The 24515-nt window shown below is 66.9% G+C and carries 16 protein-coding genes; 5 read left to right on the top strand and 11 right to left on the bottom strand.

The annotated features are described in order from the left end of the window. Positions 1–3 precede the first annotated feature (3 nt). From A9973_RS15310 to A9973_RS15260, 11 genes are all read right to left on the bottom strand, one after another. The gene (locus tag A9973_RS15310; RefSeq protein ID WP_183014592.1) at positions 4–2628 is read right to left on the bottom strand and encodes a T6SS effector BTH_I2691 family protein; all 2625 of its coding nucleotides are present in this window, start codon (positions 2626–2628) and stop codon (positions 4–6) included. Beyond that, positions 2618–3460, bottom strand: coding sequence for a DUF4123 domain-containing protein (locus A9973_RS15305; protein WP_183014591.1), 843 nt, complete (start codon positions 3458–3460; stop codon positions 2618–2620). The genes A9973_RS15310 and A9973_RS15305 overlap by 11 nt, the downstream gene beginning before the upstream one ends. Before the next feature lie 7 nt (positions 3461–3467). After that, entirely contained in the window at positions 3468–6155 is a 2688-nt protein-coding gene (locus A9973_RS15300; RefSeq protein ID WP_183014590.1) for a type VI secretion system Vgr family protein, read from the bottom strand. A gap of 17 nt (positions 6156–6172) precedes the next feature. Next, entirely contained in the window at positions 6173–8866 is a 2694-nt protein-coding gene (gene tssH / locus A9973_RS15295) for a type VI secretion system ATPase TssH (RefSeq protein WP_183014589.1), read from the bottom strand. A 19-nt stretch (positions 8867–8885) separates the two neighbouring features. Next, the gene (gene tssG / locus A9973_RS15290; protein WP_183014588.1) at positions 8886–9980 is read right to left on the bottom strand and encodes a type VI secretion system baseplate subunit TssG; all 1095 of its coding nucleotides are present in this window, start codon (positions 9978–9980) and stop codon (positions 8886–8888) included. Next, a complete protein-coding gene (gene tssF / locus A9973_RS15285; protein ID WP_183014587.1) occupies positions 9944–11782 on the bottom strand; it encodes a type VI secretion system baseplate subunit TssF in 1839 nt (612 codons plus the stop codon). Before tssF ends, tssG begins: the two co-directional genes overlap by 37 nt. A 54-nt stretch (positions 11783–11836) precedes the next feature. Continuing rightward, entirely contained in the window at positions 11837–12322 is a 486-nt protein-coding gene (gene tssE, locus A9973_RS15280) for a type VI secretion system baseplate subunit TssE (protein ID WP_183014586.1), read from the bottom strand. A gap of 71 nt (positions 12323–12393) precedes the next feature. Continuing rightward, a complete protein-coding gene (locus tag A9973_RS15275) occupies positions 12394–12897 on the bottom strand; it encodes a type VI secretion system tube protein Hcp (RefSeq protein ID WP_006395404.1) in 504 nt (167 codons plus the stop codon). A gap of 41 nt (positions 12898–12938) precedes the next feature. Continuing rightward, entirely contained in the window at positions 12939–14432 is a 1494-nt protein-coding gene (tssC, locus tag A9973_RS15270; RefSeq protein ID WP_169271377.1) for a type VI secretion system contractile sheath large subunit, read from the bottom strand. After that, positions 14425–14949 (bottom strand): type VI secretion system contractile sheath small subunit, encoded by a 525-nt coding sequence (gene tssB / locus A9973_RS15265; RefSeq protein ID WP_105557015.1) that lies wholly within the window; start codon positions 14947–14949, stop codon positions 14425–14427. The genes tssC and tssB overlap by 8 nt, the downstream gene beginning before the upstream one ends. A gap of 68 nt (positions 14950–15017) precedes the next feature. Further along, positions 15018–15665 carry a M48 family metallopeptidase gene (locus A9973_RS15260; protein ID WP_183014639.1) on the bottom strand — a complete coding sequence of 216 codons (648 nt, stop codon included), beginning with the start codon at positions 15663–15665 and terminating at the stop codon, positions 15018–15020. Positions 15666–15863: 198 nt separating this feature from the next. Here A9973_RS15260 and tssJ point away from each other — a divergent pair, with 198 nt between their 5' ends. From tssJ to A9973_RS15235, 5 genes are all read left to right on the top strand, one after another. Then, a complete protein-coding gene (gene tssJ / locus A9973_RS15255) occupies positions 15864–16481 on the top strand; it encodes a type VI secretion system lipoprotein TssJ (protein ID WP_183014585.1) in 618 nt (205 codons plus the stop codon). A gap of 65 nt (positions 16482–16546) precedes the next feature. Continuing rightward, on the top strand, positions 16547–17893 hold the full coding sequence (tssK, locus tag A9973_RS15250) for a type VI secretion system baseplate subunit TssK (protein WP_183014584.1): 1347 nt from the start codon (positions 16547–16549) through the stop codon (positions 17891–17893). A 25-nt stretch (positions 17894–17918) separates the two neighbouring features. Then, a complete protein-coding gene (gene icmH / locus A9973_RS15245) occupies positions 17919–18698 on the top strand; it encodes a type IVB secretion system protein IcmH/DotU (protein WP_183014583.1) in 780 nt (259 codons plus the stop codon). Positions 18699–18723: 25 nt separating this feature from the next. Then, positions 18724–23832, top strand: coding sequence for a type VI secretion system Vgr family protein (gene tssI / locus A9973_RS15240; RefSeq protein ID WP_183014582.1), 5109 nt, complete (start codon positions 18724–18726; stop codon positions 23830–23832). Continuing rightward, positions 23813–24436, top strand: a complete 624-nt coding sequence (locus tag A9973_RS15235; RefSeq protein WP_183014581.1) for a hypothetical protein — start codon at positions 23813–23815, stop codon at positions 24434–24436. The genes tssI and A9973_RS15235 overlap by 20 nt, the downstream gene beginning before the upstream one ends. The last annotated feature ends 79 nt before the right edge of the window (positions 24437–24515 follow it).

The following is a 24515-nucleotide window of genomic DNA, read 5'->3' as shown; positions in this document are numbered from 1 at the left end:
CCATCAATCCCCTCCCAGGGCCAGGCGCAGATTGTTCATTTCGTCTTGCAACCCATAGTAGTAGTCCGTGCCCGACTGCCCCTGGAACTTGCCCCACAGGCAACGCTTGAGCCACTCCTTGATCTTGTCGTCCTTAAAATACTCGATCAGGATGGCGACGATGATCAGGGCCACCGCGAAGATGATGCCGAAGACCGTGGACGCCATGGCAAACGCGGCGATCAGCGCCAGGCTGAAGATGCCCGACGCGATGTACAGACCGCCCATCAGGCCATTGCGCTCGACGTTGATCTGCTGCGCGCCGCTCTTGAAATCGAAAATGGCCATGATGACGCCCGTGACGACGCCGATCCGCCCGCCCCAGCGCGCCAACAGCGTGCCGGTGGCTTCCAGCCCGATGCCCGCGCCCAGCCGCATGCCGGCCGCGCCCTGCGCCTTCAGCGCCACGCCCAGCACCTCGGCGAACGAGCCTCCCGCCCCCGCGATGCCCACGACGAACTTCCAGCTGGCGTCCTTGCGCTCGTGCAGCATCGCCGTGTCCAGGTCGCTCCACAGCTTGTAGAGCGTCACCGCCTGGAACAGGCAGCTGACCGCGCCCACCCGAACGTCGGTGTTGATGACGGTCCGCCAACGGGACATTTCCCGCGCTTCGTATTCCTCGATGGTCATAGTGGACTGAGCCAGGCGACGCGCCTGCTCATTCCCATTCAGGTCGGTCGGCACGCTGGACGCCGCCTCTCGGTCCACCACCATAAACCACTGCTTCTTGTCCGTCCCTTCCAACTGCTCGCCCTTGATCTCCAGGCGCCGCAGTTCGTCCGAGACGGCCCGCTCCATCTGGCGCACGTTGACCTGCGAACCATGCTGGCGCAGGACCTCGCGGATCAGCGCGGCGCGAAACGCCTTCTTGCTGCCCACCACATCGACGATCACAACGGGTTTTTCGGTCACCAAGCCCAGCAGCACCGCGATCTTGCGCGCGATCCGATGGTCGACACCCAAGCGCAACAGGCCCACGATGGGGCCCATCAATTGCTCCATCAGCCGCGCCGACTTGTCCAGGCGCCCCTTGCTCAGCGACTGCAGCGCGGTCTTGTAGGTCTCGTGCAGATTGCCCCAGGGGATCGCCTTCCAGTCGACGATGGCGTCATGCGCCTCCACCACCTTTTCAGCGATCAGGTCCTGGTTGTGGACCATGGCGCGCAACAGCAGGTTGCTGGTGTCCGTCGGTTCGCCCTGCAACCACCGCGTATACAGGTCGAAGCAGGCCTTCTTGTCCTGGGTGCCGTCCACGCATAGCGAGAACACCGTCTGGAAAACCTCGCCGCTGTCCACGTTCTTGACGTCGTAATTGCAGCCGAACGACGAAATGGTGTGGTCGCAAGTCATCCAGGCGACGTGTGCCTTCGCCAGCGGCACGATGACTTCCGCGTCGAACTTCCCCAGCCGGCCGTCAAAGTCCTTTTGCCAATCGGCGCGCGCCTTCTCGTCGTAGGCGTCCAAGTAGTCCTTCCATTCGTTCCATTTGACCGTCCAGCGCTCTTGCTCCGTCGGATACCGGTAGCGGTCGGCTTCCGCCTCGCGCTGCTCGCGATGGCCGTCGATCAATGCGTCGGCCAGGATCTGGCCCAGGGCCGAGCCTCCGCCGCCCGTCCCCATCATGTTCGGGGTGGTCGTTCCGTACACGGACTGGTTGGTCGCATCGGTGGCGCGCTGGTTGAGGAACCGCGTCTCGGCGGTCTGCATGACGATCTCGCGCAGCGACTCGATGGACTTGGATACCGTCAGTTGACGGATGTCTTCGCGGTTCGAGACGAACTCGTCAAAGCGGTAGCGCATCAGGCGCGCCACGTCCTGCAGCACGCCGGTGCCGTCGGGCAGAGCCAGCATCAGCCCGTTGCCGGGCGAAAACGCTTCCGCCGCGTCTTCGATCATGCCGCCCATCCAGCCCTTGACGTCCATGTAGCCGACCGTGCTCCATCCCAGCACCCGGGTCTTCTCGCTATGGGTAAGGTTCTGCTTGCGATGCACCACATAGTCCGCCGCCGTATCCTTCAGCGTATTGATGCGCTTGGCGTTCGGATGCTGCTTGCTGCTCAGCCACGCCTGCACGTCGAACTTGAACATGTGCCGCTCGCGCATCTGCGCGCCGGCCCTGCCCTTGTGCGCCTTGCAGGTGTCCTTCGTCCACTGCACGTCCGAAAACGCCAACCACACGAACGTGGCCCGGCGCGCGTTCGGGATGGTCAGCAGCGACGCCCGCGCCTCGTGGTCCATCGTGCAGGTGAAAGCGCGGTCGCAGGCTTCGACCGGCTTGTCCAGGTCGAAGTTGTACAGCGTGGCGTTCTCGTTGACGTAATACCCCTTCAACTCCCGTTGTGCTTCGTCGTACACGTACAGGTAGCCCGTGCGCAACAGGCGCACCCCGTAACGCGCGCCTTGTCCCAACGGCTTGTCCACGAGTTCGATGCCTTCGAATTCGCCCGTCAGCGGCGCGAACATGTCGTCGGCCGGCAGCACCGCGTAACGCAGCGGCATGATGGGCAGGCCGACGCGATGGAAGGGGCAGTCTTCCTCGCAATTCAACGAGGACCGCTTCTTGCCGCAATTCTTGGGATCATCGGCCATGCTGCTCTCCAGTTCGGCTCATATCGGTGTGAATCCGCGACCAATCTTCGTCGTCCAGCGCTTGCGTGGCGGCGACATAGGGATGGTCGTCTTGGTCGTCCATTGCGCGCAGGCACGCCTGCACCTGATCGTGGCGGTAGAAGTCGGCATGCACCGCCAAGGCGTGGCGCGCAAACGCCTTGCGGTCGGGCAGCGTCCGCAGGCCCAGATCCCGCGCGGTGCGGAAATGGCCGATGACAGCGCGGCCCAGCCGGATGCGTCCGTCGATGTCCAGCCCTTCCAACCCGGCCAGGACTTCATTCATCGGTTGCACGTGGACCAGCGCGAACGATTGTTCGGGCGTAAGCGCCAGATGCGGCGCCGCCTCCGCTGCGGGGCGTTCGACCGTATGCCAAGCCTGGTGCAGGCACACATGGAAGGCTTGCACGGGGCCGAACAGCCAGGCTAATTGGGCAGGCGCCAGCATCCACGGCAATTGCACCAGCACGCGCGGATCGAAGAAGCGGAAGAAGCACGGGCCGGTCCCCGCCATGTCGATCACCAGCCGGGACCGCAGATGCCTCGCCACCCGCTCCGGCCGGTCGGAACGCAGCAGCGCCGCCAGCCAGGGGGCCTCGCCCGCCTGCACCTGCTGGTTCAAACTGGCCAGCACCGCCACGGCCTGCCCGGCGTCCAGGCCGGCCAAATCCGCCAGCCGGGGCATCAGGGCCGGCATGCCGGCCAACGCCGGCGGCACGATGGGCTCGGGGTCGATGAAATCGGGCATGCCCCGTGCCTGGTCATCCTGCACCAGGCCCAGGTGAAACGCCTTCAGGATTCGATAGTCCAGCATGGCGCGCCTAACCCAGCGGCACCAAGGCGCCGCCCTGTTGGGCCGCGCCGCGCACCCGGGCTTCGCACAGCGGCGAACCGTCGTTGAACGCCAGCCTGGCGTCGCTGGTCTGCGGTCCGACCCAGTTATGCACGCCCGCCTTCAGTTCCACCTTGCCCGGCGCGTGCAGCTGGATGCCGCCGCCTTCAATGCGCAGATAGGCGCCGCCCGCCGTGGCCAGCACGCGTTTGGCGGCTTGGACGGTCACGTTGGCGTCCGCCGACGCGACCGTCACGGCCTTCTCGGCCGTCAGCGTCATCTTGGCCTCCTGGCTGTGCACCCGCAACTTGCCGCCTGCCGCGTGCAGGCGCAGTCCGCTTTCCTTGACGGGCCGACCGCCGGAGGCCGCAAGCCCCATGGTGTACAGCACTGCGCCCGCGGCCACGCCCATCGCCAGGTTGGCGCTGCTGGCCCAGTTCACATCCGGCGCCACTTGGGCGAATGTCTTGCCCGCCACCAGGAAGGCGTCGGCCGGCGTGTACTGGCCAATGCCGCTGGGCGCGCTGACCTGGATATGCGGTTCGCCATAGGCCGCCACCGCCACGCCGGCCGTATTCGGGTCGTCCTGCGTCGCCTCCACCACCGCCAGGATGCTGGCCAGCGCGGCTTGCGCAGGCAGCGTCTGCGGGTCGCCTTCCAGAACCGCCTTTTGCCTGACCGCGGTGTCGGCCAGCTCCTTGGCGGCCGTCATCGCGCCCTTGACCTGTTTGGCGGCTTCGGCGCTGTCCAGCAGCGCGCCGTCGGCGTTTTCGCGCAGGTCGGCGCTGATCAGCAGGCCCGAACCGCCACGCACCGCCACGGCTTCCTTGGTGGAAAGTTCCGCGCCATAGCCCAGGTCTTCCAGCCGCTCGTTGTCGCGTTGCTGCTTGATATGGCCCAGGTTCAAGCGGCTGTCCGCCTGCGTCGTGGAGGCGGTCAACCGCGACTGCCCCGGCGTATCGTCCTGGACCAGCTGGTTGTATCCGCCCGTGCCCGTGCCGCTGTCGGACAACGCCTGCGTCTTGAACCCGGACATCACCACGTTGTGCGCGTGGCCGTCCTGGCCGCCGGCGAACCAGGCGGGCGCATTGCCGGTCGCGTTGGCGCCGCCCGCCTGCACTTGATTGTGCGACGCGTCTTCGGCGCCCTCGCCGTTGTACAGCGCCCCCACCACGACGGGTCGGTCGATATCGCCGTGCAGGAACTCCACCAGCACCTCCTGCCCCACTCTAGGCACGAAATGGCCGCCCCAATCGCCGCCGGCCACCGGTTCCGCGACGCGGACCCAGGTGCCCAGCTCATCCTTGGCGGGCGCGTTCTCGTCGCCTGAAGGGTGCGCCAGGCGGCTGCTGGAGGCTTTGCCCCGCTGCCAGTGGAATTGCACTTTGATGCGATGGTCGCGGTCCGTCAGCACAGGCGCTTCGGCCCCCACCACCAGCGCCGTCTGCGCGCCGAACACCGTGGGGCGCGGATGCACGCGCGCGCCGTGGCCGTCCACCGTCGTGGGGCGGAACTCGGTGTCGACGCCGATGCAGGTGAAGCGGTTGCGGTAGAAATCCTCGTCCGCCTCCGGGGCCCCCGCTTCGCCGACGGCTCGTCCCAGATCGGCGTCGAAGTTGTTGCGCGCCTGATGTGTCATGGCGATCACGACATACGCGCGCTGCCCGTCCTGCTGATAGTGGCCTGTCAGCTCGAAACGCTGCCCGGGCGCCAGCGTGCGCACGGTGCCCGCGCCTTCCACGCAGTCTTGGCGCGCCCGCAGCGCGGCCAAGGCGTTGTGCGCCAGCCGCTCGCCCTGCGCGCTGTCCTCGTAGGCGTATTGCCCCGGATAGTCGCAGTGCACCAGCTCCCTGTCGTTGGCCAGGTTGCCGGCGGCCGCCTGCGCGGACACGGGACGCGCCTGGGCGCCACGGTAGTCCCAACTGGCCAGCCGCACGCCGTTGGTCTGCCAGCGCTGGCGCCGGCTCCATTGCTGGATGCTGTCTTCGGTTTCCGTCACGTCCGCCCGCGCGAAACGCACGCTGGCCTGCGGCCCGGGCTTGAAGGCGCCGTTGTGGTCCGCGATGACCAGGGTGTGGCCGTCGTCCTTGTGCTCCACCCAGTAGAACAGCCCCTCTTCCGCCAGCAGCCGGTCCACGAAGGCGTAGTCGGTTTCGCGATACTGGACTGTCAGGCTGCGCTTGGCGTAGCTGGCCCGGTCCCGCAGTTCCCAGCGCCATTGCGGCGCCAGCACGCCGCTGTCCTTGTAGTCGGCGAAGATGCTCTCGACGATATCGAACACCGTGCGGTCCTGGTACGCGAAGCTGTCGTGCCGCTGGCGCAGGAAGGCCAGCCACGGCTCCACGGTCAAGCCATACCTTGCCATGCCGCCGTTGGCGCCTTGATACGCCGCGCCCGTCACATGGCCGTGCCACAGCCGGGGCTGCCCGCGCTCCAGCGCCGTTTGCAGCCGCAGCGTCACCGGTTGGCCCAACAGGGCCTTCAACGGGATATGCGCGTCTTCGGACAAGGCGGTCAGGTCCAGGCGGAACCCGCCGCCCGACAGGCTTTCCACCCCTGTCAGCGTTTCAGCCACCAGTTTGTTCGCGCCCAGCGGCGTGCTCAGGTCAAGCAGCCGGTTGGCCTGATCGGTACCGGCGGCGGGCAAGCGGGAGAGGGACACGGAATCGGGAGGCATGGCGTGGGGTTCCGGAGTCAGGTCAGGCGGTAGCGGAAATCGCCGTTCTTGCCCGCCGTTACGCGGATGCGCGCGATCGCCTCGCCCTGCGCCATGCGGCCCAGGACCTGCTCGGCGATCTGCGGCAGCAGCGTGCCGTTGAGGATGTGGTCGACGTTGCGCGCGCCCGTGTCGACTTCAGTGCAGCGCGCCAGCACGGCCTCGATCAGCGCGTCGTCCCAGTCGAATACGGCGCGGTGGTTGGCCTGCACGCGCGCGGCGATGCGGCCCAGTTTCAAGCCGATGATGCGCGCCAGCGCGTCGTCGTCGACGGGGTAGTAGGCCACGGTTTTCATGCGGCCCAGGAATGCGGGCTTGAAGGCCTTGTACAGCTGCGGCGCCAGCAGGGCTTCCAAGCCTTCCGCATCGGGCCGTTCCTCGGCGCTCTTGTTCAGGCAAGCCTGCATGATCGCCGACGAACCCACGTTGGACGTCAGGATGATGAGCGTGTTGCGAAAGTCGATCTCGCGGCCTTCGGCGTCATCCATCACGCCCTTGTCGAACACCTGGAAGAACAACTCCAGCACGTCGGGATGCGCCTTCTCGATCTCGTCCAGCAAGACCACGCTGTAGGGCTGCCGGCGCACGGCTTCCGTCAGCACGCCGCCTTCGCCATACCCCACGTAGCCCGGCGGCGATCCCTTCAGGCCCGACACGCTGTGCGCCTCCTGGTATTCGCTCATGTTGATGGTGACCAGCTTGCGCTCGCCGCCATACAGCACGTCGGCCACGGCCAGCGCGGTTTCGGTCTTCCCAACGCCCGACGGCCCGACGAAGAGGAACACGCCCTTGGGCTTGTTCGGATCTTCCAACCCGGCTCGCGCCGTCCGCACGCGCTGCGCGATCGCGTGCAGCGCGTGGTCCTGCCCGATCACGCGTTCCGCCAGCAACGGCTGCAGTTCCAGCACGGTGCGAATCTCGTCATTCACCATGCGGCCCAGCGGAATGCCGGTCCAGGCCGAAACGATCTCGGCAATGACCTGGGCGTCGACAAAAGCGGGCACCAGCGGCGCGTCGCCTTGCAAGACGCGCAGTTGCTGCTGCAGCTCGGCCAGTTGCGCCTGGCCGGGCGACGGTTCCGTCGCCTTGGCCGGACGGCGTTTGGCCGCAGGCTCGGGCGTCGCCGGCACGCCAGCGGCTTCCAGTTCTTCGCGCAGCGCATGGATCTGGCGCACCAGCTCGCTCTCTTGCGCCAGCCGCGCCTCGGCGTCGGCCAGCCCCTGGCGCACGGCCGCCATTTCCTCGTCCAGTTCGCGCAGGCGCGCAGCGGGGCTTGCGCCCGCAGCCGCCTCGCGTTGCAGCGCCGCGCGCTCGGTATCCAGCCGCGCCAGGCGATGGCGCGCATCGTCGATCAGCGCCGGCGTGGCGCTGCGGCCCAACGCCACCCTGGCGCACGCCGTGTCCAGCACGCTGACGGCCTTGTCGGGCAGCTGCCGGCCGCTGATGTAGCGGTGCGACAGGCGCGCCGCGGCCACGATCGCCTCGTCCAGCACGCGCACGCCGAAGTGGCTTTCCATCAGCGGCGCCATGCCGCGCAGCATGCTGGCGGCCAACGCTTCGCTGGGCTCTTCCACCTTGACGACCTGGAAGCGGCGGGCCAGCGCCGCGTCCTTTTCGAAGTACTTCTTGTATTCGCTCCACGTGGTGGCGGCGATGGTGCGCAATTCGCCGCGCGCCAACGCCGGCTTGAGCAGATTGGCGGCATCGTTCTGGCCCGCCTGCCCACCCGCGCCGATCATCGTGTGCGCTTCGTCGATGAACAGGATCACAGGTGCCGGGCTTTGCTTGACCTCGTCGATCACGTGCTTCAGGCGGTTCTCGAATTCGCCTTTGACGCTGGCGCCGGCCTGCAGCAGGCCCAGGTCCAGCGTGCGCAAGGCCACGCCCGCAAGCGCAGGCGGCACATCGCCCGCCACGATGCGCAGCGCCAACCCTTCGACCACCGCCGTCTTGCCCACGCCGGCCTCGCCGGTCAGGATGGGGTTGTTCTGGCGGCGCCGCGTCAGGATATCGATCATCTGGCGGATTTCGGCGTCGCGCCCGATCACGGGGTCGATCTTGCCTTCGCGCGCACGCTCCGTCAGATTGGCCGTGTACTGATCCAGCGCCGGCGTCTTGGACAGCGCGGCCGCGGGCGCGGCGGCATCCTGGCCGGCGGCGGCATCGGCGCCATCGCCCAACGCGACGGACTGGCCCGCCTCTTCCGAGCCCGCCGTCAACGCGGCGAAGTCGTGCTTCAGCGCATCCAGCCGGAACGACTCAAACAAGCGCGATCCGCGCCGCGCCAGCGCCGCCAGGTCGGGCTCGGTCAACAGCGCCAGCAGCAGATGGCCCGAGCGGATACGCGTCGTCTGCGTATCCAGCGACGCGATCAGCCACGCGTGTTCGAACAGCCGCGGCAAGTGCGGCGAGAACACCGGCGTCCGGGTATTGCCGTTCTTGAAGCCGCGGATCTCGGCGTTCAAGTCGGCCTCCAGCACCGAGGCCTCAATGCCGCTGCGCCGCGCCACCATGCTGAAGTCGCTGGCGGGCCGTTCAAGCAAGGCCAGGAAAAGGTGTTCAAGGTCCACTTCGTAGTGCCCCTGCGCCATGCACAGGCTGGCGGCGCGTTCGGCGGCCTGGCGGCAGGTCTGGTTCAGCTTCGCGATCAGGGTTTTCAGCGGGGTGGCCATGTTCTCGTTCGTCTTGTTCTCAATGAATGGTGTGCAATTCGTAGCTGGCGTCGTCGCGGTCGGCGTCGACCGGGGCGGTGCACAGGAAGGAATTCCAGCCCAGCCGGGCGCCGTCCCCGTCCCCGCCCAGCACGCTGCCGGCGACATCCGTCCGGGCCATGATCAGCCGCACTTCGTATTCGAAGCTCATGCCGCCGAACATCGTCAGCAGCTTTTCCAATGCTTGCGCGCGGGCGCCGCCCGGCAGGAAATCCGCGAACGCGGTCCGCGACAAGGGGCCGATCCACAGGCGGATGCGCAAGTCGCGCTGCCAAATGCGGTCGCCGGCCATCGCGGACACGCCCAGTACCGCGCCGGGCATGCCCAGCTGCGTGCGGTTCTCGGGCGGCACGTGGTACCAGCGCCCCACGAACTGTTCGACCCGCATGTCCACCTGGAAGTAGTCGCACAGCACCTGCTGCAGGAAAGCCGCGGACACCGGACGTTGCCGCGCGGCGGCGGCATAGTGCGCCAGCGATTCATCGAACACCTGCCCCTCGCCCTGGTGCAGGCGGTCGCGCAGCGCGGGATGGCCGATGCCGCCCAGCGCCAACAGCAGCGGCAGATAGTGGTGGTCCTGCTCGGTCTCGTGGCGCATCGGCATGCGGTACTTCTTCCATGCCGCGTAGAACAGCGCCGCTGCGCGGTTCGAGAAAATGTCGAAAAAGGCGCGCGCGCCACGATCGCGCGTGGCGCTCTCGCGGTGACTCAGGATCTCGGAGTAATGCAGCGGCAGCGCGCCTTGCGCGCCCAGCAGGCCGAAGAAGGCAGGCTCGATCTCCACGCGCCCCAATTTGCCGGACGCAAGCGCCGCCAGGCGCGACTCGGTATCGGCCAACGGCAGGCCGTCCTTGTCGTAGGCCGTCAGCGACGCGATCTCGCTGGCCGGAAAGCCCAGCGACGACGAGTTCAGGAAGCGCAGGTGCGCGGGCACCGCGTTCTTCGCCCGCGTGCCCTCCTGACGGGCGAACCACAACTCCAGCACCCGGACGGCCTGGAAGAACTTGAAACGCTGCGGCTCGGCCAGCAGCGATTCGATTACGCTAGGATCGCGTCGCCGTTGCATGGGGGGCACCGTAAGATTTCTTCCGCGCTTCTGCGCGACAAAACGACCAGCTGCACGAAGCTGTTGGCGTGCACATAAAGGCCGAAGAAGCGGTTGATCACCGCCACGAAGGCATGCAGGCTGGTACCGACGAAGTTGTCTTCATTGATCGTCAGCCGGATTTCGATGCCGCGCACGAAGGTCGCGAACGGCTCGCCCGGCATCCAGTGCGTGGCAGGCTTGTAGTCCAGCCCCACCAGGCCTTCGATCTGGCGCGCGGCCACCGCCGCGTGCGACAAGTCGTACAGGCGCAGCGTTTCCTTCAAGGCGGGCAGGCCGCTTTGCACCAGCGACAGGTGGTTCAGCGCCAGATGCGAAATCAAGCGCCAATGCGCGGCGCGGCCCTGCTGGAAGCGATGGGTGTGGGTCGGCCGGCGCAGCATGCGGATTTCGCGGGCGACGGATCCCCCTTCCAGGAACAGGTCCCCGCCCGACTGGCCCACGGCCAGATGCGCGGGCAGGTCCCGGTTGGTGCAGGTCAGGTCAAGGCTCAGGGTTTCGGTCTGCGGCACCGAGGGATCGAAATCGATGTCGACGATGGACATCTCCATCTCGTAGCCGGGGCTGCGCTCCGCCACCATCGCGTCGCGTCGCGCCGTCCAGTAGTGGCTTGCGCGATCCGGCGTTTCGCCATGATGCAGGGAATAGAACGGACGGAACTCCACCACCGAATCGCCTTGCGCGTTCTGCCGTACCTGCCGGACGCGGTCGATCGAATAGACCTCGTAGCCATAGGCGCGCCGGGCGTCCGCCACCACCGGATAGGACGCCGCCGCGTGGGTCACGCGGATGGGGTCGGCGCGTTGCGAAAACAGGTTGACCACCGGCGTGCAGCCCAACCGGAAATGGTCGGGCGACGCCGATTCCAGCAAGCGCGCCGTATTGGAATCGGCGCGCAGTCCCTTGACGGGCAGGTGCAGGGTGAATTCTCGCGCCGTGCCCACCGCGCGACGCAATGCGGCCAGATCGATGTCCACGAAGTTGAACTTCTCGGAGAAGACGAAGTATTCGGCCAACAGCCGGTAGGCGGGATGCGAACTGGCTGGAAAATCGATCAGCGCGTCGGTCTCCGCCAGCCCCACTTGCGCCAGCGGCACCGTGTCCAGGCGCTGCCAGCGGCCCGGCTGCGTTTCGACGTAGGCGGCCGCCGTGCGCAGGAACAGGCAATCCCGCAACGCGGCGACGAACGACGGCTCGCCGTGCAGATAAACGCGCAGCGTATCCACGGCCAGGTTCGAGAAATTCTGCGTCTCGGCCAGGCACGCCAGCGTCAACGACAACCGCCCCGTCACGCCAGGCGGCAGCGACGTCGACGAGGGCGCGTTGGCGGTGGACGCGAAGCTGGCGCGGCGGATGGCCACAGGCGCCAGCGTCACGTCGTAGGCCGTGCGGAAGCGGCAGGCCACGCCGCGCACGGGATAGGACTTCAGCTCGGTCCCGCGCGGCATCCGCACGGGCGCCGTCAGTTGCGCCGCCACGCCGCCCATGTCGAACTGCGCCACCGAGCACGACGGGAACGGGCGCAGATAGTGCGGGTACATCACCTCGAACAGCGCTTCCGTGAACTCCGGATAGTCGTCGTCCAGCTTCTTGTTGATGCGCGCGCCCAGCAGGGCGAACGACTCGATCATCCGCTCCACGTGCGGGTCTTCGCACGTTTCGCCGGACAGGCCGAGTCGCGCCGCGATCTTGGGATAGCGTTGCGCGAAATCGCGCGACGACCCGCGCAGGAAACCCAGCTCGCGTTCGTAATAGGGCAGCAGTTCTTCCATCTTTCCCTTCCTCGCCGGCGGCGTGCCGCCTGCGCCCGCGTGCGTTGTTTTTTATCAGGCGACCGCTGCGGCCTTGGCCCAACCCTTGCTGACGGAATACTGCAAGGTGGACGGCTGCAACGTCGCGTCGAACGTCACCGGCTCGTGCGCCGGCCCGGCGTCCAGCATGGCGGTGATCGCGAAATACAGGACCGATGTCGCGCGGCTGTCCACCTGCAGCACCACCCTCACATGCGTCAGCCGCGGTTCATGGCGTGCGATCGCCTGCTCCAGCGACCGGCAGATGAACTCGCGGTCGTAGTGGCTGGCCAGGCTCAGCCCCGAGAAATCCGACAGCCCATAGGTCAGGATCGACCGCTGGCAATGGGGGTAGCGCTTCAGCGATTCTTCCGTGAAAACCATGCGCGTGTTCAGCAGGGCCTCGATGTCGCGCGCGACCGTTTCCTTGATTTCTTCCACCGACAACCGCCGCAGGGCATGCGGAGATTGCCCGTCGCCGTCGAACAGCTTGTCGAACAGGCTGGGTTCGAATCCTTTCATCACGGACCTCCGTTCAGCACCTGCCGCGCGCCCGCAAAGGGGCGCGGCACGTGCTGCCTACGCGGTCGCGTTCAGACCGAATACGTCTTGTCGTTCTTGGTCAGGCTCCAGGCGCCCTGCGCATTGCCGCCCTGGTTGCCGCCCACCTTCTGCTGCGTGTACTTCCACTGCACGGCGGCGTACTTCAGCGAGAACGATTCGTGCGGCAGGCCTTCGCTGACGACTTCCGGCGCCACGCGCGAAATGATCACGTACTTGAGCTTGATCTCCAGGTACTTGACGCGGTTGCCTTCCCCGTCGGCGCGCAGGAAATCGATGGTCACTTCGTCGAAAGTCGTGCCGCCCGAGGCATGCTGATACAGCAGCGGGCTGACGACATCCAGATCCTTGGTGAAGACCATTTCGCCGTGCTCGGTGCGCTCGGCGGTGTGGCCGCCCGAGGTCGAGGCCGTGGCCGAACGCGGCTGGATGATCTCGTGGCGCCACGAACCGACTTCGATCCAGTCAGGGTGGTCCTTGTCCTGGGACTCGCCCTTCAGCGCAGGATTGCCAAATTTGACGTAAATGTCCTTCATTCATAGCCTCTCAAGTTGAAAAACCGCTTATCGGACGGGCATCAGGATTTCTGGGCCTGGGCGGGAAGCTCCGCGACCAGACGCAACGAAATCGAAAGCTCGTCGAGCTGAAAGTGGGGCCGCAAAAACGCCACGGCCCGGAACACGCCGGGGCGACCCGGCACTTCGGCGACTTGCACCGAGGCTTCCCGCAACGGGAATTGCGCTTTCTGTTCCTGGCTGGCGTTGTCGTCCAGCAGTACGTACTGCGAGACCCAGCGGTTCAGGAAACTTTCGACTGACTGCGCGGATGCGAAGCTGCCGATCTTGTCCCGCATCATGGCTTTCAGGTAATGGGCCACGCGCGACACCGAAAAGATGTACTGCAACTGGGCAGACAGCACCGCATTGGCGTTGGCGCTGTCGGTGTTGTATTTCTTCGCTTTCTGCACCGACTGCGCGCCGAAGAAGGCCGCATAGTCGGAGTTCTTGCAATGGACCAGCGGGATCAGGCCCAGGTCGCTCAATTCCTTTTCACGGCGGTCGGTGATGGCGATTTCCGTCGGGCACTTGAGCGCGATTTCACCGTCATCGGTCTTGAAGGTATGGGTCGGCAGGTTCTCCACCAGGCCGCCGCCTTCCACGCCCCGGATGGCCGCGCACCAGCCGAAGTCGGCGAACGCAGCCGTCAGGCGCGCGCCGAACGCCCAGGCGGCGTTGCACCACAGATACTTGGCGTGGTCCGTGCCGTCCACGTCCTCGACGAAATTGAAGCCTTCCACCGACGTGCCTTCCTTCGGGTCGTACGGCAGGCGGCCCAGGAAGCGCGGCATGGTCAGGCCGACATAGCGGGAATCTTCCGAATCCCGGAAGCTGCGCCACTTGGTGTATTCGACGGTGTCGAACACCTTGGCCAGGTCGCGCGGGCGGCCCAGGTCGGCAAAGCTGTCCAGGCCCAGCAGTTCAGGCGACGCCGACGCGATGAACGGCGCGTGCGACGCGGCGGCCACATGCGACATCTGCTCGATGAAATACATGTCCTCGGGCTGGCGCGTGATCTCGAAATTGCCCAGCAGCGCGCCGAAAGGCGACCCGCCGAACGTGCCGAATTCTTCCTCGTAGACCTTCTTGAACATCAGGCTCTGGTCGAAATCGATGGCGGTCTGGAAGTCCCGCACCAGATCGCGCTTGGTGACGTTCAGCACCTTGATCTTCAGCATCGGGCCGGTGTTGCTCTCCTGGCACAGGTAATGCAGGCCGCGCCAGGTGCTTTCCAGCTTCTGGAATTCCGCGCCGTGCATCACTTCGCTGAGCTGCGCGGAGATCAGGCGGTCCAGTTCGGCGACCCGGGCGTCCAGCATCGCCGACAGGTTGTCCGACACCACCACGGTGCCCTTCATGACTTCGCGGGCCAATTCGCCGATCAGGTCTTTGGCGCGGTCGTGCTCGGCAGTGGACTTGGCCACCCGGCTCTGTTCGACGATCTGGTCGAGCAGGCCCGAATCGGCCTCGGCGGCCGGAGCGGCCGAGTTCTGCGCGGCGGCGGAATTACTCATGGCTGCCTCCCTTGCCGTTCTTGCCGGCTTCGCTGGTCAGTTGCTGCAATTTTTCCGTGCTGCTGAGCACCTCGCCCAGCAGGTCTTCCAGCCGGTCGTTGCCGGCGAGCTTGTTGCGCAGGTCGGCCAGCTTGGTGCGGATGTCCAACAGTTCTTTAAGCGGTTCGATCTGCTGCACCACGGCCTCGGGCCTGAAATCTTCCACTGAGCGGAATTTCAGGTCGACGCCGAAGGTGCCGCCCTCGTCCGTCAAGCGGTTCTTGACGCGATAGGCCGCGCGCGGCTCCAGCCCGCTCATCACGTCATCGAAGTTGTCCACATCGATGTTGACGAACTTGCGGTCCTTCAGGCGCGGCAGCTCCGCTTCGGATTGCGCGCTGAAGTCGCCCACCACGCCCACGACGAAGGGAAGCTCCTTCTGCTCGATCGCGTCGCCCTTCTCGACGTCATAGGTCAGTTGAACGCGCGGCGGGCGCACTTTCTGGAGTCGTTTCTGAACGCTTTCTTTCTTAGCCATGAGGGCTCCCAGCGAGGTGCGTGTTGGTAAGGCTGACAAGGCCGGCGGCGCCGGCTCCCGCGAGCCGATCAGGGTTTGAGAAGATTGCCGAACGGATCCGGCGCACGTCCGCCAGCGGCGGGCGTGGCTGGCGGCGTCGCACCCGGCGCGGCGGGTGCCGGGTTCGAGGGGGTTACAGCGGGTGTAGCGATTCTGGCGGGCGCCGCCGTGGCCGGCGCGGCGGTTGACGGCGCGCCCGTGTCAGCGGCGGGCGGATCGACGCGCTTGGGGGGTTGGCGAGGCCGCACGGGCGGCTTGCGCCCTTCGGGGAACAGGACGTCCTGGCCCAGCGTTTCGCGCATCGCGGCGGCCAGCGCCACCGCGTCCGTGCGGGCATTGCCCGCCAGGAGCGCATCGGCGCGCAGATCCGCCAGTGACTGCATGGCCACGCGCAAGCCACCGACGGCACGGACCGTCTTGGCGGTGAAATCCTCGGGGTCGCGGTTCAGCGCTTCATCCGCCGCCACGATCGCTTCGCCGTACTTCTGCTCGTCGAAACGGATCTTCGCGATGTAGGACCAGGGCTCGCCTCGCGAGGGATTGCGCTGCGCGATCTCCTCGAACTGGGCCACAGCCTGATCGCCTCCCTTGGAGGCAAGGCTCTGCGTGGCCTGCGTAATCGACTGCTTGAATTCGGCGTCGGTCTGCGGCTTGACAGTGGCTGCGCAGCCAGTCATCAGAGCCACGATTGCGCCGATCATGAAGAGACGAGAAAGTTGCATTTTTGGGCACGTGGGGTTGTAACCAAGGCCGCGTATTTCAACAACTTTTTGTTAGTACACCACTACAGTGATTAACTCGATGTAACGTCGCACGAAACGTCGCTTAACGTGCTGCGATCTTCATGCCGCAGCAATGTTCCGGTATAAAGAGCCATGTCAAAACATCTCAATTTATCGCGATGCTTGGCGGCCTTTTCTCTGGTTGCGGCGAGCTCGGTAATTAGCGGTTGTGCGGCCGTTTCGGCGATCGGCGCCGTGGCCGGAATGACGGGCAGCGCGCTCGACATCACGGGCCTGAAAAAGGACCCGAATGCGCCTATCGACGTGAAATTGGCGATTCACGCCGGAGAAAATTTGAATGCGAGTAGTGGCCAGCCCATGGCCGTCGTTACGAAAACATACTATTTGAAGAATGCCGAGGCATTCCTGCGCGCACCGCTCACGCAATTGGTTGATACTGCGCAGGAAAAGGCAGCACTGGGCGATAGCGTCATCGCTTCCCGCGAAGTCATCCTGACGCCTGGGCAGCGCTACGAGAACGTGGAAAAAGTGCCTAAGAGCGCCACGTACATCGCTGTCGCCGCCCTGTTCTACGCGCCTGCGCCGCAGCGCTGGAAGTATGTGTTCGAAGTGAAGTCCGCCGAGGACTCCGGCATTGTCTTGGGCGCCCACGCCTGCGCGATGACGGTCACGACCGGCAAGATCGTGCTGCCCCCGGGCGTGCCTGAGTTCGATCCGTCCCGGCTCGCTTCGGTGCAGTGTCCGAACTGAAGGCAGTTGCAACCCACGTCATTACGAAACGCCCGCTATCTATATATAAATAAGAGCCAGCCAACGTGAGTTATTCAGCGAAAGTCCTATGGGGTGAGGGCCTGTTTCTGCGGCCCCAGCATTTTCAGCGGCAAGACGCCTACCACGAGGCCCGCCTCGCAGAGATGAGCCGCGCGCTGCATCCCTATTCATGGGGGCTGCGCACCGTGCGGTTCGATGCCGCGGCCCTGGCCAACGGCATGCTGCGCGCCACCGAACTGTCGGCCATCTTCCCCGACGGCGAAATCTACAACGCGCCCCATAACGACGACCTGCCGCCCGCCGTGGCGCTGGACGGCCTGGACGGCGCGAGCGAAGCGGTGTTCTATCTGGCGCTGCATCCCATGAAGGACATCGGCGGCAACTACCGCGATGGCGCGCAGGGCCAGGGCTTCGACGCCCGCTACGCGCATCAGAACAGCCCGGCACCCGACCTCTATACCAACGCCAGCACCGCCGACCTGGCGTTCCTGCGCAAGAACGTGCGGCTGCTGTCCGAGCACGAACCCCGCGACGCGCTGCTGACCATCCCCGTCGCGCGCGTGCGCCGGACCGCCAGCGCGGGGTATGAACTGGACACCAGCTATATTGCGCCCAGCCTGACCGTGCAGGCCTGCGGCGCGCTGTTCGAGCAGTTGCGCCGGCTGCTGGACGCCCTGCAGGCGAAGGTCAACGCGCTATACGGCTTTCACCGCGAACCCAGCAAGAACATCATCGAGTTCCGATCGGGCGACGTCGCGTCCTTCTGGCTGCTGCACACCGCCAACGAAGCCTATTCGGCGCTGTCGCACCTGTTCCACAACCCGCAGCTGCACCCTGAACGCCTGTTCCAGGAAATGCTGCGCCTGGCCGGCGCGCTGATGACGTTTTCGAAAGTGCACACGCTGGCGGACTTGCCCGCGTACCGCCACGACCAGCCCGGCGCCGCGTTCGCGCAGCTGGACGAGATCCTGCGAGACCTGCTCGACACCGTCATTTCGACCCGCTATTTCTCGATCGTGCTGGACGAGGTGCGCCCGTCGTTCCACGTCGGCCGCCTGGACTCCGGCAAGCTGGACGAGACCACCGCGCTGTACCTGTCGGTATCCGCCGCTACGCCGGCAAGCGAACTGGCCGAAACCGTGCCGTTGCGCTTCAAGGTCGGCGCGCCTGACGATGTGGAAAAGCTGGTGCTCTCGGCCATGCCCGGCGTGCAACTGGTCTATACGCCGCAGGTGCCGCCGGCCGTCCCGGTCAAGCCGGGCGCCTGCTATTTCACCTTGCAGACGCGCGGATCGCTCTACGACCGCATGCTGCAGGCAAGAAGCATCGCCATCTATGCCCCGTCCGGCATCCCTGAACTGAAGCTGGACCTGATCGCCGTCACCCGCTAACCGCTTCCCACCGAAAGAGCCCGCCATGACCGCCGACGCGCCCTCTCTGATGCCCGGAGCCACGCTCCCTCCCCGTGCCGCCGACTTCTACGGTTCACGGCCCGCGAAATCGCTGCTGGACTTGCTGTACGACGGATTCCTGATGCTGTTCCTGCTCAAGAGCGGGCAGCAGCCGGCCAGTGCGGCATCGTTCTCCGCCCGCGTGCAGCAGTTCCTGGCGGACTTCGAACGCACCGCGAAGAAACTGGAGATCCCCGCCGAAGACGTCTACGCCACCAAGTACGCGTTCTGCGCCGCCGTCGACGAGACCGTCCTGAATTCCGGGTTCTCGATCCGCGACGCGTGGATGCTGCAACCGCTGCAATTGACGCTGTTCGGCGAACAGCTGGCGGGCGAGAATTTCTTCGCCCGGCTGGAAGACCTGCGCGCCCAAGGGGCGCCGCGGCTGCAATCCCTGGAAGTGTTCTACATGTGCCTGCTGCTGGGCTTCCAGGGCAAGTACATGATCGAAGGCCAGGAAAAGCTCGGCTACCTGACCGCGCGCCTGGGCGACGAGATCGCCCTGCTGCGCGGCAAGCGCGCGGGCTTCGCGCCGCATTGGCCACTGCCCGACAAGATCGCGCACACCTTGAAGCGCGACGTTCCACTGTGGAGCATCGGCGCGATCTTCGCGCTACTGGGCCTGCTGGCGTACCTGGGCATGAGCCATTTCCTGAACGGCGACATGCAGACAGCGATGGCCCCGTATCACGACATCGTCAAGCTTGGCCCGCGCGCCGCCCACCTGACCATCTCGCTTCCCTGACGGTTCCTTCGGACGGCCACGCACCATGACCGATCGCACTTCCTTGCCTGCGGGCTACAGCAGCCTGGACGCCACCGCCTTGTCCCAGAACGCGCGCCTGATACAGGTGCGCACGCCCTTGGGCGACGCGCTGACGGCCGAACGCATGCGCCTGCAAGAAGGCGTCTCCGAACTTTTCGCCCTGACCCTGGACTGCCTGGCGCCCTCGGCGGAGCTGGACGTGGAGCCGCTGCTGGGCAAGGAAATCAGCGTTGACCTGCTGCTGGCCGACGGCAGCCGCCGCCGCTGGCATGCGGTCGTGGAAGGCGTGGACGCATTGGGCGCGGATGGCGGCCTGGCGCGCTATCGCCTGCATGCCGCCCCCTGGCTGTCGACCCTGCGCCTGCGCCGCGACAGCTTTCTCTACCAGGACAAGTCGGCCACCGACATCCTGACCGAGATCTTCGCGGACTACCCGTTGGCGTCGTTCGCCTTCGACATCAGCGAACCGCTGGCGCCCCGCCCGGTCCGCACCCAATACCGGGAAACCGACCTGGCATTCGTGCTGCGCCTGATGGCGGAGTCGGGCCTGAGTTTCCGCTTTGACCATCAGCAAGACAGCGGCCAGGATGCCGGCGGCACGGGCGGCGCGCAGCATCGCCTTGTCGTGTTCGACGCGGGCGCCGCGCGCCCGGAGCACCCCGCGTCGCCCCTGCGCTTTCACCGTGCCGATGCCACCGAATCCGAAGACAGCATCGTCCGCTTTAGCGCAGCGCGCGCCGTGCAGCCCAACCGTGTCACCCGTGTCGCGTGGAACGAGCGGGCCCTGCTGGCGCACGGCGCCGAAGCCAGGTCGGACCTGGACGCGGGCGCGGTGCCGCCGCTGGAAGACTACGACTTCGACGGCCACGGCCGCTACACGGACGATGCCGGCGCCGAGGCCCTGGCCGCACGCAGCCTGCAAGCGCATGAATCCCGCATGGTGCGGTTCGAAGGCGGCGGCACTGCCCGCCAGATGATGCCGGGCCACACCTTCGCCCTGACACAGCACGACCGTTATGCGGAAGGTTCGGGCCAGGCCGTGGACGAAATGGGGGGCAACCGCTACACGCTGCTGCGCGTGACGCATGAAGCCGCCAATAACCTGGGCGCCCAAGCCGCGCAGGGACTCAAAGCGCCGGACCTGGAACGCGGCGCCTACCGCAACACGTTCAGCGCCCTGCCGGCCGCGGCCTCGCTCCTGCCGGCCTGGCGGGCCAAGCCCACCGCGCCGGAAGGCGTGACGGCCGTCGTCGTGACGGCGCAGGACGCCGCCATCACCTCGGGCCGCGACCTGCGCGTCAAAGTCCAATTCCCCTGGCAGCGCGGCAAGCGGCCCCTGGCCGGCGGCCTGCCCCACCGCAGCCACGGCGACGACGCCGGCAATGCGCCGGGCGACGACAGCTCGGGCACCTGGCTGCGCGTGACCGGCGCCCAGGCCGGCCCCAACTGGGGCGCGCACCACCTGCCGCGCCAAGGCACCGAAGTGGTGGTCGAGTTCCTGGACGGCGACATCGACCAGCCGGTCGTGGTCGCCCAGCTTTACAACGACGCGGACTTGCCCCCCTGGTCGGCCGGCGTGGACGCCGAGGCCAATCACCCCGGCACGCTGAGCGGCTGGCACAGCCAGGGCCTGGACGGCCAAGGCCACAGCCAGTGGCTGTTCGATGACACGGCGGGCCAGGTCCGCACCCGGCTGTCCAGCTCGATCGCCGCCTCGCAACTGGGGTTGGGCTATCTGGTCAAGCAGGCGGCGGACGAATCCAGCCGCGGCGAATGGCGCGGCACCGGCTTCGAACTGCGCTCGGACGCGTGGACCGTGGTCCGGTCAGGCCAAGGCATGCTGCTGTCGGCCACTGCGCAGGAGGACGCCCGGTCGACCCAGGCGGACGCCTCGCAGGCATTGGCGCTTATGCGCGGCGCGCAGCTTTCCGCCCAGCGCATCAACGCGGCCGCCACGCAGCGCCAGGCGCGGCCGCTGGCCGCGACAGACCAGTTCGACGCGTTGACCGAAGCCGTGGACCCCAAGGCCCGGGGCCGCTATCCGGCCAGCGTGGGCGGCCAACAGGCGGTCAAGGCCAGCGACGGCGAACGCAGCGGCACGGAACCCGTTGAACGCATCGACGGCGCGCGCATGTTGATCGACGCGCCCGCCTCGCTGAACCTGGCCACCCCGGCGTCCGCCATCCTGCACGCCAGCGAAAACCTGCATGTCACCGCGCAAGCCGACGGCCATGTCGCCGCGCGCCAGACGTTCGCCAGCGCATCGGGGCGCGCCACCAGCCTGTTCGTCCAGGACGGCGGCATCCGCGCCATCGCAGCCAATGCGCCGGTGTCCCTCCATGCGCATACCGACATGCTGGAACTGCTGGCCGGCCAAGACGTCACCATCACGTCGACCACCGACAGCATCGAGATCCTGGCGAACCAGCGCATCACCCTGCAGGCGGCCGGCGGCAGCATCGTCATGGACGGCGCCGACATCCTCTTCAAGGGGCCGGGCATGTTCTCGGTCAAAGGCGCATCGCACAACCTGATCGGCCCCGCCAGCGACGCCGCCGCCTTGCCGGCGCTGCCGTCCACGCAAGTGGGCGACGTGATGCTGGTGAAGGCTGAACTGGTGCACCGGCCCGATCAGATGCTGCAAGCGCTGGCGGGATCCGGCCAGGCGGTCAATGCCGCAGGCGCGTCCGACGCCGTGGCAGGCACCGCAGCGGCCGCCACAGCCGCCACAGGCGCCTCGGGCGCGGCGGCGGCGGGTGGTGTAGGGGCCACCCTGGCCAAAGGCGCCAGCGCCGTATCCAGCGGCCTGGCATCGTTGCAGGACAGCGCATCGGGCATGCTCGACCGCGCCAAGTCCATGGCCAGCGATGCGCTCAAGCCCGCGCAGGACATCGCGGCCCGGGCGACCGGCGCCGTGGCCTCGGCCCAGCAGGCGGGCGCCGGCATGATGTCGGCCGCGGCCGGGAAGGCAGGCGACATGGCGGGCAACATGGCGGGCGCCGCCATCGGCAACGCCGGGGCCGGCCGGATGGCCGGCGCCGCCTTGGCGGACGCGACGCCTTCCCTGATGGGCGGCGCCACGCCGTCGTTGATGGGTGGCATGCCTTCGTTGACGGAAGGCGCGGCCGGCGCCTTGGCATCGGCAATGCCGGCATCGGTCACCGAGGCTGCCGGCGCCGCCGCCCAAGTCAGCGGCATGGCCGCGCAGGCCACGGGCATGGCGAAGCAGGCGGGCGACATGGCCTCGTCGCTGTCGGCGGCCTCCGGGCTGACCACCGCAGGTGGCGCGCAGGGCGGCGTCGGCGCGGCGATCCAGCCCATGATGACCCAGGCGATGAACGCCATGGGCGACAAGGGCGCGTCGCTCGGGTCCGCCGTCAATACGCTGATGGCCATGCCGGACGTCAATGCGGACAACATCCCGGCAGTCGCGGGCGCGATCCTCAGCACGCCCGGGCTCAGCGACTCCGCCATCCCGGTCGTGGTGGGCGCGATCCTCCAGTCGCCCAGCGTGACGAGCATCACGCTGCCCAAGGTGGCCGAAACCATCATGAACATCCCGGCGGTGGCGAATTCGCCCTTCCCCGGTCTGGCCCGCCGCGTCATGGACGCCGCAGGCATCGGCCTGCCGGGCACCGCGACGCGACCCGCCGGCCAGGACGGCGCGGGCGGCATGGCGGACAGCGCCGGGACGGAAGGCGGCGGAACCGAAGGCGGTACGCGAGCCGCGTCGACCTACCGCAGCCAGAGCGGCGCGCAGTTGCAGTACGTGAACCTGAAGACCTCGGAAGCGCGCTGGAACGACGGCCAGGCATTGAACAGCCTGGACCGCCAGACCAACCGGCCCAAGATCCGCGTGTCGTTCAACCGCCGGGGGGAACACCGGTTCACGGTCAAGGTCATGGCCCGCCGCACCAACGCCGTCTACACGGCCCGCGAGCGCAGCCGGCAACCCCTGTACCGCGACCCCGACCAATCCACCTACCAGTACGTGACCGATCCCGACGGCACAAAGGTCGTCGACAACATCACGCTGCCCGCGGCCGGCCTGAACACGTATCTGTTCGAAGTCTTGAACGACCAGAACCAGACGGTCATGACCGAAATGATCGAGACCGTCCGCCGCATGTACATCCAGGAAATCCGCATGCCCGGCCCCGAGAACATGGAGCGCCGCTACGGTTTCCAGCCGACCGCCAACGAATACGCGCGCCATGGCATCGACGTGCTGCAACTGCCGTACGTGCAAACGCGCGGCGACGCCAACTCGGATGTCTGGACGGACGAGGGCGACGCGCGGATGCGGCAACTGGTCCAGTCGGTGTATCCCCGGTCGGAAGGTGCGCGGCACGAGCCCTACACCATCGCGGTCTGCCATATCGACCGGCTGGCGGCGCAATGGCCCATCGCCCCGCTGATCATCCGCGCCAATGCCGGCCCGGGCGTGGGCGACGTCGAGATGGATCTGCTTGGCCCCGACGGCAACCCCGCGTACCTCTGGTTGAACATCGACCCGAACGACGATTGGTTCCTGGAATGCCTGTTCGAATACACCGACGCGGCAGGAACGGTCAAACGCGCCGTGGTTCCCAAAGACCGCGTCACGCCGATCACGAACAGCACCACGGAACCCAGCGCCTGCCTGAGCGTCAGGGTGCGCATGGCGGGCCTTTTGCCGACGCCCGCGTCCGGCCGGATCATCCTGCGCGTGAAACTCATGGAAAGCGCCGCCGGCGGCGTGGCCTTCCTGGGCACCAACATCCTGGGCGTCGCTGTGCGCACGCCCTGGCAACAGGCGACGATGGCGTATCAGCAAGAAACGCTGGTCCATGAAATCGGCCACCTGCTGGGCATGACGCCCAGCGGACCGGAGTGGGCCAACGCCAACGAAGGCGGCGAACTGTATGACGTGTCCAAACTGGATGGCGGCCGCTACTTCTATTCCGAATCCGGCAACCACTGCCACTTCGGCCTGCCCGCCAGCCAGGCAAATGCCAACAACGTCGGCGCCTGCGTGATGTTCGGCGGCGACTGCCAGAGCATCCGCTTCTGCCAGTCGTGCGCGGATGCCGCGCGCAAGGTGGACATGTCCAATGGCTGGACCTCGTCCTGACGCGAGGCGCCGCTTGCCGGCGCGCGCCTTCGCCCTGCTGTTCATCGCCGCCGCCTGGGCCGTCAACCCGGCGGCGTCGGCTCACCCCCCATCCGTCACGCCGCAGAAGACCATGAATCCCGACTGGACCGATCCCGCTTCCTTCGCCTCCGTTCCGATCAACAGCATGCGCGACCACGCCTGCATGCCCGCCAACGACGGCTACGACGAACAACTCCATCTGGCGGCGCCCGCCCGCGTCTGGCCACAAGCGTCCGGCGCGCTGGTCATCCCCGTGTGCGCGCGCGGCATCGTGCCTGCGGTGCAACACCCGGCCTTGCCGCGCATCGTGGCGACGGACATCGAAACGCGGAAGGTCTACGAAGGCGTGGCGTTCGAATACAAGCTGCCGACCCGCCCCGGTGTCGAGGTCGACACCATCGCCAGTTCGCGCCCACCCCGGGGGCAACCGGTCGCCCCGGGCATGAGCGTCGGCACGCAGTTCAGCACGGATCTGGCGGCCCGTGCCGGACTGCCGGCCAACCCGGCTACGTATGAGGTGTACGTCGAAGCCAACGGCTTGCGGTCCAATACTGTCAAGGTAGAGGTGCAGGCGGCGAAGTAGGCGCCGGCCTGATTTGCCGCCGCCGACGTTAGCCTGCGCATGTCCACCGGCACGCCGTCAGGCCTCGGGTGCGTCATCC

It is taken from the genome of Achromobacter sp. UMC46, from assembly GCF_014170335.1.
In the GTDB taxonomy this organism is placed as follows: Bacteria; Pseudomonadota; Gammaproteobacteria; order Burkholderiales; family Burkholderiaceae_B; genus Achromobacter.
The sequence above is the reverse complement of the archived record's forward strand: the minus strand, read 5'-3'. Positions and strand labels throughout refer to the sequence as shown.